The sequence below is a fragment of the Vibrio sp. Vb1729 genome, assembly GCF_033338655.1.
GTDB lineage: Bacteria > Pseudomonadota > Gammaproteobacteria > Enterobacterales > Vibrionaceae > Vibrio > Vibrio alginolyticus.
Genome location: NZ_JAWOTB010000011.1, coordinates 445,455 through 459,024, shown reverse-complemented (window position 1 = coordinate 459,024; position 13,570 = coordinate 445,455). Strand labels below are relative to the sequence as shown.

Sequence of the window (13,570 nt, the reverse complement as noted above, 5' to 3'; positions counted from 1 at the left end):
TTAGTTAACCACTACGTTGCCACCTTTCACGACGACTTTGTCACTGCCTTCGATCGTAATAGCCGAGCCTGATAACTTTATTGAACCATCACTGTTCATCACTAAAGAGGAACCACCCGTTTTCAATACAATCTTGTCGCCACTGATAATTTGCGTTGCACCATCAGCTTTATAAGCGGTATTCCCTTTCACTGATACCGTTAAGTTGCCACCAACCGTCTGGTTATCATCCGCACCAATATCTGAACTCTTAGACGCACCGATAGTAAGGTTACTGTTTTCGCCAATATCTAAGTCATCATTTTTACCGATCTTAGTCGTACGGTTATCACCAATTTCTAAGTCAGAATTGTTTTTCACATACTGGGCTTCGTTCGCGTTGTATGTAACGGTAACGTCTTGCTCGACTGTCTCGGTAAACGTACTGTTTACCTGTGTCGTTTTATGCCCATGAATGGTTTCTTTATGGTCACCATGAACTTCATTCGTTTGGTGACGTGCAACCTTCAAGAATTCATCTTGACCGATATCACGGTAACGGTTGTTGAGCACCTTGGTCGACATGTCTTTTTGAGCGTGAATATAGACTTCTTCTTGGTTCGCTTCGTCTTCAAAACTCAACTCGTTGTAACCTGTTCCTTTGTGCGTTTGCGTGCGGAACGTGGTACGAGTTTTGTTTTCTGGCAAAGAGTACGGTGGGAAATGCAAACCGTTGTAAACTGCGCCCGTAACTAACGGACGATCTGGGTCCCCCTCAAGGAAAGTTACTACGACTTCGTGGCCAATACGCGGCAAATAAACTGCGCCCCATGTTGGCGCCGCCATGGATTGGCTTACACGAATCCAACAGCTTGAATGCTCGTTGTTATCACCGTAGCGATCCCAATGGAACTGTACTTTCACTCGACCAAGCTTGTCGGTGTAAATCTCTTCACCTTCTGGTCCTACAACAACCGCCGTTTGCGGGCCATCAACCACTGGTGCTGCTAGTTTAGGCGCTTTAAATACCACATCACGTGGAATACATGAGAACTGGTTGTAGTAAGTAGTTGGCATACCACTCGCTTCATCTTCATGCACTTGCGGATCTTGACCTGTGTGCATTACAGACAACATGAGGTAATCGCGGTTAATCTCAGAACGCGGGTGGTCACTGACGTTAAAGCTGTAACCAGATGCTAAGCGCATTACGTCACTCGTTGCTTCCACTTGTTGATTATCGACTATGTGTTCCGACATCCACTCCGTGGTTCTCACCTGCCCCATCAGCGGGTCGACGTATCGTCCAGGATAATCAAACTGCTTGAGATCTTGGTCTAGCTCGCCAGCCTGTGTCATCTCTTGTGGAATTTTAGGGTGTTCGTAGTTGTAATCTGTGTACGTAACCTGTCCCGTTCTAACGCGGTTAACTAACTCGAGATCAGAGATATGTTCGCGATCGGCAACACCGCCACCATCGGCATGATAAACAATCGGCCCAATGTAAGAAGCATTTAGTGGCGAGCTTATCAAAGGTGCAATCGCGTCATTACTGTCGACAATGACCATCGTATGATTTGAATCGCTATGGTCAAAGTAATACCACATACCGTGTTCAGCCATCATACGCTGCACGAAGTGCAAGTCAGACTCACGGTATTGCAGAACGTATTCTTTTGGAGGATAAGTACCCGACACTTCAAATCGGTAATCGGTGACTGCCCCATCATCGAGTACTTCTGTGATGATGTCTTGCGCTGACTTTTGCTGGAAAATACGACAATCTTGGCGCTGAGATAAGAACCAAGCTTGAGGAACCAAGACTAATTGATAACGAGAAAAACGACGCCCAGTCCCTAAGTAACGAACTTCATTCACCACGCCGTTGAACACACGCGCAGCCCCAACACCTTGTCCGTAAAGTGTCAATGTTCCTGCTTTACGTATTAACTCATCGAACGAGATATCTGGATCAAGTGAAAGTAATGAGAGATTGATGTGGAAAGGCTTAGATAACTCTTCATGAACATGAAAGCTCTCGACCCGAAATTCATGCCCACATCCAGGCACTTCAAATTTAAATTCTACGTCATTCACCATATCTTTTACCTGATACAAATAATCGAATTAGGGCCAACAATCGTTGGCCCTGAATCTTTACGCAACGAGCAATTAAGCTTCGCGTGGAGCACGCCAGTCGTCGTTACCCGCAGTACCACAGTTTTCGTGAGTTACTTCGATCGCACGGTAAGTGAACTTAAGCACTTCTTCTGTCACGCGGTCAGCTGTTGCTGCGTCTTGACAGTGGTTCATACGAGTTTGGATATCGACAAGTAGCGCATCAATCAATTTGATTGAGTAGTAGTGCTCTTGTTTACCTTGAACTGAAGTGCGGTAGAAGCGGATCACACACTCAGGAAGTTTTTCGCCAGATACTAGTGCGTTGAATAGTAGTGGAGATGAGCGATCTTGAACTTTAGTTACAACAAGTGGACGGTGTACACGTTGACCAGTTGGCTGACCACTTTGTGGATCACGTGGAACTGTTAGCACGTGATCAAGTTCTTGTACTAGGAACTCATCAACGTGAGCTTCTTGCCATGTGTTACCTACTGAATCTGCAGAGTAAGTATCTTTAGTAATATGGCCTTGAGTCTCACCTTGGATAGACATATATGCTGGAGTTGGCATCGCTATTTCCTTTTCTAAAATCTGTTTTGTTTAAATCACCAAATCGCTTATCACCGCGACTAGTTGGTATAATCAAAGTCCGTGCCAACTTTAAAAATCAAACAAAAACAACAACTTAAGTAATACCAGGCATTGTTCACTAATATATTGAGTACAATTTATTGGATAAAAAACCAAAAAGTTGGATTAAGATAATAATAAATTGTTCTAACTTTAAAAAGTGAAAATAACCATATAAAACCGTGTAAATAAAGTCATTAAAACTAATAAATCCGACACTTTTACTATCAATTAATTTAGAATAACAACGCCATTAAAATAACCACAAACATTAATGTCACAATAATCATTAAAAATAACCAACAAACGATAGTCAAAATATCTTGATAAAAAAAGAACGCAATTACTTTTAGTATAATAGCCGCTACCTCTTTTCCTCTAAAGAATAAAATGGCTATGATAAATATAAACCTTTCTTCATTAATTCAGCGTCTACACCCGATTGCAAAAGTAGCATTAGAAGACGCCGCTGCACTTGCAGTCTCTGAAAAAGCAAACGAAGTTCAAATTGAGCATTATTTACTGAGTCTATTAGAAAGGCCAAATAGTGATTTTGACGTCTTATTGAGTCATTTTGATTGTTCTGAGAACTTATTAAGACAATCGGTTCGATCCACACTCGACACCAACGCCAAAGGAAATGGCAGCAAACCTGTTTTTTCTGCTTTATTAATCGAATGGTTGCAAGAAAGTTGGCTGGTTTCTTCTTTAGATCTATCCGAAACACAAATCCGCTCTGGTGCCCTGCTCCTTACTCTTGTTAGCAACCCTCTCCGTTACGGCCAACATGGTTACGCCTCTATCCTTGAAGCGGTAAACCCTGACAGCCTTAAGCGTAACTTTGCAGAGCTAACAAGCCACTCTATTGAGGCGCAAGTTGCTACTTCAGAAAAAACACAAGCTCGTGAAGATGGTTCAGCACTGAGCAAGTTCACAACCGACTTCACTGGTAAAGCACGCAAAGGCGAAATCGACCCTGTTTTCTGCCGCGACCAAGAAATCCGCCAAATCGTGGACATCCTTGCTCGTCGCCGTAAAAACAACCCTATTGCTGTTGGTGAACCGGGCGTTGGTAAAACCGCAGTAGTAGAAGGCTTGGCACTTAAGATTGTACAAGGTGACGTACCAGACAACCTCAAAGGTGTTGAGCTTTACGGCCTGGACATGGGTCTTCTGCAAGCTGGTGCAAGCGTAAAAGGCGAATTCGAAAAACGCCTAAACGCAGTATTGGATGAAGTGAAAAACTCGCCAACCCCTATCATTCTTTTCATCGATGAAGCACACACCCTTGTTGGCGGTGGTAACCAAGCGGGCGGCAGCGACGCGGCAAACTTGCTAAAACCAGCCCTAGCGCGTGGTGAAGTGAAAACCATCGCTGCGACAACATGGTCGGAATACAAGAAGTACTTCGAGAAAGATCCTGCTCTTGCGCGTCGTTTCCAATTGGTGAAACTCGACGAACCGTCTCCTGAGCAAGCAGCATTGATCATTCGTGGTCTGCGCCCAGCATACGAGAAGTCACATAACGTTTACGTGCGTGACGATGCTATCACTGCTGCGGCAGCACTTTCTGCTCGTTACATCTCTGGCCGTCAACTGCCAGACAAAGCGATCGATGTACTAGATACGGCGTGTGCACGAGTGAACATCAGCCTTAATGCCATTCCTGCTTCTGTTGAGACTCTGCAGCAAGAACTTGCAGCTCAACAGCGCGAGCTTGAAGCACTTGAGCGTGATGCTCTGCAGCAAACTGGCGACAAGCACAGCCTTGCTAACATTCCAGACCTAAAACTGGCAATGGAAACAACGAAAGAAGAGCTAGCAGAACAAGAAGCGCAATGGCACAAAGAAAAAGAGCAGATCCAAGAGATGATTGCTCTACGCTCTCGCTTACATGAACTGGTCTTTGGCGAAACAAACGAAGAAGAGCTTGTTGCAGACGAAGATTCAGAACAAGAGCAAGACGTTTCTCCATATGCAGAAATGGATGAAGAAGCCGTTCGCATTGCAATTTCGGGCTGCCAAGAACAGCTAGATGTAATCCGCAATGGCAACCCACTGGTTCACTTTGAAGTGGGCCCAGATGAAGTCAGCCATGTGATCTCGGACTGGACTGGTATTCCAATGGGTAAGATGCTTCAAGACGAAGCAGAAACCACGCTAAAACTGAAAGAAAGCCTAACACAAAGCATCAAAGGCCAAGAATACGCTATCGATGCACTGGCTGAAGGCATTCAAACCGCAAAAGCAGGCTTAGGCAACCCAGACGCACCAACAGGCGTATTCCTGCTGGTTGGCCCAAGTGGCGTGGGTAAAACCGAAACTGCTCGTGCAATTGCTGATCAAATGTTTGGTGGTGAGCGCTTTATGACGACCATTAACATGTCTGAGTTCCAAGAGAAGCACACGGTATCTCGCCTAATTGGTTCACCTCCGGGTTACGTAGGTTACGGCGAAGGCGGCATGCTGACAGAAGCGGTTCGTCAACGTCCATATTCTGTTGTTCTTCTTGATGAAGTGGAAAAAGCCGACCCTGAAGTGTTGAACCTGTTCTACCAAGTGTTCGACAAAGGCACGCTGAACGACGGCGAAGGCCGAACCATCGACTTCAAGAACACGCTGATCATCATGACCAGTAACCTTGCAACACACGAGATTGAATCTTTGGTTCATCAATCAAAAGACATCGATGCAAACATCATCGCAGAAGCTATTCGCCCTACATTGAACCAACATTTCAAACCAGCGCTGTTGGCACGTATGTCAGTACTACCATTTGTTCCGCTGTCTGATGAAGCAATGACAGAAATTATTCACCACAAGCTGAACAAAGTTTCTCAGCGTCTACAGAGCCATCACAAGTTGTCGCTAAGCTACGAAGACAGCTTGGTTGAGTTCGTACTAGGTAACTGTCGCCTTGCTGAAACGGGCGCGCGTAACATCGACGCGGTCATCAACCGTCAGTTGCTGCCGCAACTATCGACTCAGCTATTAGTGCATGACAAGGATGATTCACATACGCAAATCGAAGTGTCTGTCGATGAGCAAGGAACACTAACCTATGCGTTCAGCTAACCATAGCGAACTTAGTAACGCCCTACTTGCGATCAGTCAGTCTTTGGCTGATCGCAGCCAGCTTACCCAAACCTTGGATGCTGTGTTGACCGCTGCGAGACAAATGACCCTCGCAAAGCACGGCATCATTTATGTTTTGGACCAGACTGGCCAGGCGTTGATTCCAAGTACCGCTCACCATAACGATAAAACGATTGTTTCCCACCCTTGGGAGGCATTGCAGATTGATTCCGCTAGTGAGAACGATCCATTTAACTTTGCCATTCGTAATGGTGAAGTGGTGTTGATTAACGAGTTGTATAAGTACAACGGCTATGACTGCGAAAGCATCTATCAAACAGAACAGACGCTAGGGCTAAAAAGCGAGAACTTACTGGCTTGGCCTTTGATTGATAGCGAAAGTAAGACCATTGGACTCTTGGTCTTGCTCGATTTAAGTGTTATCGACAATGAAGCTGCATTGACTGAGTTTTGTCGTATGGCCGCGAGTAATATTCGCCAAGCCGTTTGGTTAGAGCAATACGGGCAAGTAATAAAAAATCTCAATGCCGACAATCAAGCCCTAGTGCGCGAGAACACTCAGCTCAAAAAACGTACCCAGAAAGCCTATCAAGGTCCTATTGCAGAGAGCGAAGAAATGCTCAATGTCTTGAATCGTCTTGATAAGGTGCTATCTCTTCCTGTCGACGTTCTGTTGCGTGGTGAAACGGGCGCTGGTAAAGAAGTGATCGCGAAATACATTCACGAAAACTCTAATCGTTCAGAACAACCTTTGATCGTACAGAACTGTGCCGCAATCCCAGAGCAGTTATTAGAGTCAGAACTCTTTGGCCATAAGAAAGGCTCATTCACTGGCGCGGACAAAGACAAAGTCGGTTTGTTTGAAGCAGCCAACGGCGGCACGCTATTCCTGGATGAGATTGGCGATATGCCAATGCTACTGCAAGCAAAATTGCTGCGTGTGCTACAGGAACGTAAAGTTCGCCCAATCGGCACTAGCAAAGAGATTGAAGTGGACGTTCGCGTTATCGCCGCAACCCACTGTAATCTTATGCAGCAAATCAAAGATGGCGGATTCCGTGCCGACTTGTTCTATCGCTTAAATGTCTTCCCTATTACATTGCCGCCCCTGAGAGCCCGTAAGTCGGACATTATTCCCCTTGCTGAACATTTCGTGCAACACACAACCAACACGCTAGGTTTGCCGCAAGCGCCAGGGTTAAGTGCCAACGTACGTAAACAGCTCCTTGCCTACCAATACCCAGGGAACGTGCGTGAGCTTAAGAACATCATTGAGCGCTCGGTGCTACTGTCCGATTTTGAAACCATTACTCACATTGAGTTTGGCGAACAAATCCCAGAAGATGTACCAAGCATCGACATGAAAGCAGCTTCACCTACCCCAGAGCAACCTGCTTACGAGCAGCAAGCACAAGTGGATTTAGAAGACGTTTCAAAGAGCCTTAAGGACGTTGTCAGCCAATACGAGCGTACAGTAATCATCGATTGCTTAAATGCCTGCAATTGGCACACCAAGAAGGCCGCTGAGCAATTGGCGCTGCCAATGAGCACACTCAACCACAAGATGAAGAAATACGACATTTCTGCAGCGGGTTGATGGGGCTTAAAAAGAAAATTCTAAATTCAGTATGAAGTCATAAGAAAAGAAAAACCGCCCGAAGGCGGTTTTTTATTTATTTAAAATCCAATCATTTATCAATTCAATTTGGTCATCACTTAACCTATTCGGCCTAGCTTCACCCTTGTCCAGCCATTCTAAAATAGGTCGAAACTCATTGTGCGTTTTTCCTAGACGGCTTACTATTTCTTGTCTCGAAAATAAGTCTGTTTTATCCTCTATTTTCAGAATTTCTTCGGCCCCTTTGATTAGCTCATCCTTACATTTATACCAAGTTACTGGAATGTCCTCACGGTCAACGGCATGTATATTAAGCTTTAATTTTTCTGATTGCGCATGTAAACCTGATCCAATAGGCCCAATAAGTTCAAGTTGAAGGTCAATATATTCGTGAAAATTATCAACTAGCTTCTCAACTCTCTTAAATGGTTTAAGCCCAGCTACTTTTGAACCTAATACATTGACATATTCGGGCTTGAAAATCTGTGCATAGATATCCGTCTTCTGGTGCAATCCAACTAAGTTGGTGATAGCGTGACTTTTAAGTTCATTCGAACTCATTCTTGAATAAGATTGACGTAAGCTCTCTAGCTGAGTGGAGAGCTCAGTTTTTAATGGTGCTCCATGCTTTTGTGAGGTCATTACGTCAAACTGCCATTCATTATCTTTTTCAACAATGGTGCCTATTCGATATAACTCCTCTTTACCCAAAGTGAAGTGAGTTCCACCTGACACACCAGGTAGAAAATCAATATTGTTTGTAAGCTCAACCGCTCGCAATTTGGCCTCAACACCTATCACTTTACCAGGCGCGAATCCTAGGTTACTGAAATGTGTATCAGGACAGTGTTTAGTCTTAACGACCGCTAGGCAATTGACCCACTTACTCCAATCAAAATCCTCAACCTCCTCCTTGTAGTACCGCGCGAAATCAGAGTATTTACCTTCAAGACCTTGCTGCATTATATGGAGTTCAACGGTCGGATCATCAAACACTTTCGGGAAACTACCTTGATCTGCATCTGGTTTAGGCGCTGACAGGAAACTTCCTGAAACTAACAAATGATCAGCATGTTTAATGTCTTTATTTTTACCAAATTGATAAAGCCGAGAGGGGCTTAATGAAAGATCGAATGTAGAAATCCCCCATGTCCCCCAAAAGTCATAATTAATAGGTTCAAATGAATCATTAACCCCTTTGATGCCCGCCAGGTACTCATACTCTAGAGGTAACTCACCGGTGCGTAATTCTCTATTTTCTTCTTCAAACAAGCGGTTCAAATATATGTTTTTCGGCGAATCGGACGGAATCCACGGTCTTGTTCCCTTAATTTTGTTGACTCCAAAAACAAAAGACGGTTCGATAATCACGCCCCAAGTTTCATCATCAGATTTCTGGTTAAACAGCGCTTGTTCTTTAGAAGTCAAATTTAAATTATCAACTATCGGCTTAATATCTCGCAGGTACTCTGAGCTTTTATTGACGATTTTGGACCCTTCCATCACCGCATCTGTCTTAGTTGAGTAATTCGACCAATTCCAGCGAGCTTGAACCTCAATTCCCACTCGATGTAAAAAGCGGCGCTTTTCTGGCTCTAATGACTCGACCGCTTCTTTAGCTAAGACGACGATAATCCTAACCTCATCAAACGGTGACAAAGACCCATACTCTGCTAGGAACTCATCCATTGCTATCCATTTTTTTGGTGCTCCATCACGAGCCGTTTTAACAGATATTGACTGTTTAGCTCCTTTGTACAGCGCTTCCAGATCTTCAGTTTTAAAGGGAACTTCAAACATTTTGACAAGCGCTTGAGTATTAGCGGATGCCATGTAGTGAATTGGGCTGTATTCCATAAATGGTCTTGGGCTTTCACTATCCTCAGCGTCAGAGTACCAATCGCTCAACTGTCTGCCCGCAATACTTGCCCCTAGCTGTGCGTAAGCAGAATAAGTGCTGGCTTTTAGGAGTGATAGCTCTGCTTGTGCATAGTCTGAATCCATAAAGAACTCATCAAGGTGGACCATACCAAAACCATTTTCATTAAGTTGCCACTGATCGTTGAGCAAAAAAAGTTTAATGTAATCATTAATATTTTCTATCGAAACGTTGCTATGGTCGCCTGACATTTCTTGATAGTTTCGTTCAAGCAATAATCGACTCAAGCCATTCAGCGCGTGAGCACGTTTGTAATAACTTGACTTCATCTCGTCAGAGAGACTTTCTGAACCAAATGACAATATTTGTTCTTGAGAGACAATATTTTGGTATTGTATTTTTTCAAGATTATTTCGTAGCTTTAAAGTGTCTGCTTCTTCAGTAATAAAATCATAAAGATTTGAGAACAGCGAAGAACCTGCCTTGCCCACCGTATAAATAAAGTTAGCAGTCGCTCCCAAAGGCGTTACTGAAGCCACATCAAGGGCAGTATCAAGGGCAAGTTCTATTGCATCTAAAGTGGCCGCGTCAAGCTGCATCTCATTAGCAATCATCATTTGACGGGATTTTTCGACGACAGTTAATCCACCGCGAGAAACTGGGTAATCTAAGATTGCTTCAAAATGAAGCAGTAAGTCGACGCGACGATTGCGTCGGCGTTGATCTTCAGAATCATTGGGGACAAGCGGTTCTCGCTCACCTAGACCAATGGCACGTATGCACGTTTTCCAAACGGCCTGGTTAGACGTAATCCCTTCTAATATACATTCTCGTATATAACTCGCTCGCTCTTCTGATAAAGTCTGGTTGTATTCGATCGACCCACGCGAACAAGTGTGACCTTTTATCGTAATTGGAATCGGGCGATGTATTTGCGATAGTATCCCCCCTAATTCAATTAAGTTGGCTCTAGCTTTAGGGTTATTTGAGTCGCTACGGTCAAAAGCAAACGTCGTGCTTCTTAATTCGAATATGTGTCGCCCTTTTTTAACCTCGGTATTTAATGAAAGCTCATCGTTGTCTCCAAGCTTGGGCAGTAGGTTTTTGAGTTGTTCAAGTGCCTTAGTCTCTGCGTCCAAAAGTGCCTTATCACCAATACTAGCCAAAGATTTCATTCCAGGCTGCTGTACAGTCGCAAGGTACTCAAGCACAACAGAATCAAGCCTTTTGCTCGCCTTATCGTCTTTGTTGTAAGCCTCTACTAAGTTTCCACCTTTAATGATGACATCAGCCAAAGTGAAACCTTTACCGATCTTTTCCGCTATTTGAGTATCTTGTAATAACTGACGCCACTGCGAAGGCACTTCAATCAAATTGATCTTGTCTTTCAACTTATCAAATAAGATATTGCCTTTGTCACCGAACAACTTAATCATATCGATTTGACTCTGGCCAAATGCGGCCGTGTTCGCTGAAAGGTCATTAGCTTTACTTATAACGGACAAACAAGCCTCTGTCGCACCCGCAATATTTCTCATTTCGCTATCAGCACTGCCACCAACAGAAGCCGCAGCAACCTTGGCTACGGTTTGCCAACTTAACTTGTGTTGCATCGTTTGGGCTGCACTTTCAATGTACGCTTTATTGCTTTGTACACTGTGCCATATCTGAGGAGCAATTGCGTTTTTTGGCTCACTGGCGAGTTTTTCAGGCAAATCAGTTGGGCTTTGTTTCAGTTTTTCCAGTAAATTGGGATAAAGGTGAGGGGATTGATTGAACAGTGCTTCCTCTACCGAGATGGGATCACCGTTCACCAGAGCACTGCGTCCAAGCGGGGTTGAGATTGGTAAGTGCAATACTCGTTCGCAAAAACTGTATTTTTTTTGAAAGTCTTTCCTTAACCAATAAGCTGCTGCATTTCGGTCCACAGTAGAGAGATCAATATCAAAACGGCAATGCTGGTTCGCCTCCTCGAGTTTAAACACCGAATCGGAAGTTATCCAAAATGTCGCGCTGTAGATATTTTTATCCTTTCCATCGATATCTCGAAACTCTAACGGTTTGACTTTGCTCACCGCGGTTAAGTTACTCCCTTCTGCATCCCCTTTAATACTTAATTGTGAAGGAAAGTTTGACAGCGTGACCGTCGCGTCAATAAAGCTGGCATCAGAGAAGTGGACCACAATTGTAAATGTCTGCGGTAAAACAATGGCATTTAGCGTCTTCAGTTGCTCTGTCTCTATCGACTTCTCAAGTTTACCGATAGCAGCAGCATAGTGTTTCTCACTGACCCCTTTACTAGGTAATAGAGCTGTAATGGGAAAATCTCTTTGATTAGCCTTTGTGAAATAGTTTTCGTCAGGCTCAGTTTCTGCTCCGGAGATAAGTGAGTTATACAAATTCGAAAGCCATTTACCGTCTTTCCCTTCCTCACTCATAAGATGAATTGGTGCTAAATAAGGCGGAAAAAATAGTAAGCGAGAGTGACCAGAGGCAAACGTTGTCGCGGATGCAGGATTGCCTTGCAGTGGCAAATCTTGCCCCAAATCTAATGATTCAGGTGCGTTAAAATAGGTAATTTTCCCGAGTGCATCACTGTACAGTAACGCCGCTTTCGGTGGTGTTTGAGTTTGGTACCCTTCGCCATCATAGGTGACAGTCCTGCCTTCACTGTCATCTTTAAGCGCGAAACACACATTACGCAGGGGAAAGTATCGACTATTAGGAACTGGTCCCCTGTCATCAAAAAGTTGACCCAGGAGGTAAACACCACTGACTTTAAGGTTTGATTTCGCCACGTAGTTTACTCCTTATTTGACCTTATTTGAGTCGCAATGTGTTGTCACAAAAACATTGCCTTGTTTTTCAATTTGACATGTACGTTCACATCGAAAGATATCTTCACCAGAAGAATTTTCGTAAGTTACTTTTTTGCACTTTTGTTCCTGAGATGCGAGGTAGCGAGCATAGGCATCTTTAAACTGGGAATGACTTGGCAAGGCTGGGAATTCCTGACGTAAATCATAATCAGAAAAATGAGGCAGTAAATTCGCTGGAACATAAAGGGAAAAACCGCTGACACGATCGCCTTTCAACGGGGTTTGATATTGATACGTTAATTCATCAATTGGTGAGATCTCTTCTGCTTGTCGCGCTCGATTAAGCCTAGTTAAAATAGATTCTTTTCCACTAAACACTCCAACCTGAAGTGCATAGCGACTGTCTCCAACTAAGGGAGTAGGCTTACTCATATCTCGGGTATTAAACGCACGATAACCATCCTTGGTGTTGCAAGTAAACGCACCACCATCCTCCCGCCAGTAGATATAATCTGCAACGGCATTGTACTTTCTCCGCTCTTCGAGTAAATAACATTCCTTAGGGTAATAACGCTCCACAGTGTAATGTTGCCACTCGCCAACTTGATAGATGAGATTGGTTTCCTCATCGACCCGACCTAATACAATTTTGTTATGAGAAGTTCTTGCTGTTACCAGTAGCTGTTTTCCTTGATTCAGAAGTTGTACTCTTATAGGTTCATCATAAGCATGCTCATTACCATCCAGCCATTTCTTTCTCAGTTCTGGAGAATCTGGGTTAGGTAAAGCCAGCGGCAGCTCACTCATAACCATGCTGTTGGTATCAAATTCATACGCTTTACCAAGTTGCGACATGTAAGCTTTACTACTGTCAGGCAGCCAGCCACCAAAGTTACAATCACCCCCAAAGCGTTCGATTTGGCGGGTTTTAAGGTCTGCAACGGCGCAACCTTTTAGTGGTACAAATAATCCCATGTTAAAAAATAAGAAGCGCCCATTTGGTGAGCGCTGCGGGCGCAAGTTTTTGGTAAACCCAACTAAGCCGCCAACTTCTTCTGGGGTCAACAAGGTTTGTAGGTTGCTGCCGTCTAAATTCATGGTGTATAAGCCTGCCGTCTCGCGATTTTCAGCACGATGAATCTGCGTAATGATTTGCGGCTTGTCTCCGGGATTGTCCCACTGAGTCAAAGGCGCGGTACGTGGGTCTGCAACCTCTAATATCCAGTCTGTTTTCTCTGATGTTTCACCAACAGCTAGCCCTAAGTAAGAGACTACCGTGTTTAGCGCTTTGTTATATTTTTCTTGCTCCGCCTGTGCAATCGCTCTTTCATCTAACCATTGCTGAACTTGTGGGCTAAAGGCAGTGCCAACCCCAACGCCCGCTATAGCTAATGCGGTCAAGCCAAAAACGACTTTTTTATTCATAAC

General features: G+C 44.1%; 6 protein-coding genes. 2 read left to right on the top strand and 4 right to left on the bottom strand.

Annotation, left to right across the window (positions count from 1 at the left end):
* Positions 1 to 2,079: a type VI secretion system tip protein VgrG gene (tssI, locus tag R7E29_RS06850; protein WP_005373412.1), complete on the bottom strand. Its 2,079-nt coding sequence runs from the start codon at positions 2,077 to 2,079 to the stop codon at positions 1 to 3.
* Positions 2,080 to 2,151: 72 nt separating this feature from the next.
* Positions 2,152 to 2,670, bottom strand: a complete 519-nt coding sequence (locus R7E29_RS06845) for an Hcp family type VI secretion system effector (RefSeq protein ID WP_005373415.1) — start codon at positions 2,668 to 2,670, stop codon at positions 2,152 to 2,154.
* Between the two features lie 456 nt (positions 2,671 to 3,126).
* Here R7E29_RS06845 and tssH point away from each other — a divergent pair, with 456 nt between their 5' ends.
* Positions 3,127 to 5,805, top strand: coding sequence for a type VI secretion system ATPase TssH (gene tssH, locus R7E29_RS06840; RefSeq protein ID WP_213906672.1), 2,679 nt, complete (start codon positions 3,127 to 3,129; stop codon positions 5,803 to 5,805).
* A complete protein-coding gene (locus R7E29_RS06835) occupies positions 5,792 to 7,423 on the top strand; it encodes a sigma-54-dependent Fis family transcriptional regulator (protein ID WP_054576094.1) in 1,632 nt (543 codons plus the stop codon). Before tssH ends, R7E29_RS06835 begins: the two co-directional genes overlap by 14 nt.
* A 72-nt stretch (positions 7,424 to 7,495) precedes the next feature.
* On the opposite strand, the gene R7E29_RS06830 is transcribed toward R7E29_RS06835, so the two are convergent.
* Positions 7,496 to 12,121 (bottom strand): OmpA family protein, encoded by a 4,626-nt coding sequence (locus R7E29_RS06830; RefSeq protein WP_258630880.1) that lies wholly within the window; start codon positions 12,119 to 12,121, stop codon positions 7,496 to 7,498.
* A gap of 12 nt (positions 12,122 to 12,133) precedes the next feature.
* Complete coding sequence (locus R7E29_RS06825) at positions 12,134 to 13,567, bottom strand: hypothetical protein (protein WP_213906667.1); 1,434 nt, start codon at positions 13,565 to 13,567, stop codon at positions 12,134 to 12,136.
* Between the last annotated feature and the right edge of the window lie 3 nt (positions 13,568 to 13,570).

What these genes read in the sequence shown, in the direction of transcription:
- tssI (WP_005373412.1), bottom strand. Translation starts at nt 2,079, where the DNA reads ATGGTGAATGACGTAGAATTTAAATTTGAAGTGCCTGGATGTGGGCAT.
- R7E29_RS06845 (WP_005373415.1), bottom strand. Translation starts at nt 2,670, where the DNA reads ATGCCAACTCCAGCATATATGTCTATCCAAGGTGAGACTCAAGGCCAT.
- tssH (WP_213906672.1), top strand. Translation starts at nt 3,127, where the DNA reads ATGATAAATATAAACCTTTCTTCATTAATTCAGCGTCTACACCCGATT.
- R7E29_RS06835 (WP_054576094.1), top strand. Translation starts at nt 5,792, where the DNA reads ATGCGTTCAGCTAACCATAGCGAACTTAGTAACGCCCTACTTGCGATC.
- R7E29_RS06825 (WP_213906667.1), bottom strand. Translation starts at nt 13,567, where the DNA reads ATGAATAAAAAAGTCGTTTTTGGCTTGACCGCATTAGCTATAGCGGGC.